This is a genomic window from Paraburkholderia humisilvae (genome assembly GCF_902859855.1).
Lineage (GTDB): Bacteria > Pseudomonadota > Gammaproteobacteria > Burkholderiales > Burkholderiaceae > Paraburkholderia > Paraburkholderia humisilvae.
Window position 1 is genome coordinate 1 of sequence record NZ_CADIKH010000442.1, and the last position, 733, is coordinate 733.

The following is a 733-nucleotide window of genomic DNA, read 5'->3' on the forward strand; positions in this document are numbered from 1 at the left end:
TTGCCTCGTCCAACGGCTTCTTTGCCATGGCGCGTATCTCCATTCAATCCGTTAGAGATATAACGCGCCAGCATCGAATCGGTTGTCATGTTTTATGGGAAACTCAATAGAGCGGTTGGTTGCCACATTACAGGGGGCGGTCTTGTGAACCTGCCGCGCTCTGTGTCCGGGAGTCTGCCTGAAGACTGTCTCGTATTATCTTGGCGGATTGTTCGCTGACCGTGCTGCGCCGTCATCTGCAGACTGTTCCTCCGCGGTTGAATACGCAATGGTGCCGTGATCAGTGGGTGTGTGACTGCGGGGCGGTCGGGCCTGAGGTCATTCGCGCGATATCCCACACGAATGTGGTCAGATCCCGGGCGATCGCTAGCACGGCGACGTTAGGATGCTTGCCACGGGCAACCAGCCCGCGATATCGCTTGCACAGCTGCAGCTGTGCATCCCGCGCGCGATCGATGATGGCCTTGGGCAGTCCGTCATGGCGTTGCTTGGATGGCGGGGCTGACCCTGGCGGGCTGACGGTACGACCAGGCGGCTTCAAAGAGCATGTAACGCGAAGGCCGTTGCCGCTTTTTGTGATGTTGCCCAGCCTGTGCCTCTGGCCCGAGGAATGTTCGGGGACTTAAGGCATCCTGTTATACACATCTCGTAGCCCAAGGCGTCGTGCGCGGGAGAACGCGTTTACTTTCAAGGACGTAGCGCTGCGCTTGTAAACTTGCGGCGGATCGCGTTT

1 pseudogene is annotated in these 733 nt (G+C 58.4%); it reads right to left on the reverse strand.

What is annotated here, in order from left to right:
- Positions 1–280 precede the first annotated feature (280 nt).
- Positions 281–616 (reverse strand): annotated as a pseudogene (locus tag HV796_RS45300) (IS110 family transposase); the annotation flags it as partial.
- Positions 617–733 lie beyond the last annotated feature (117 nt).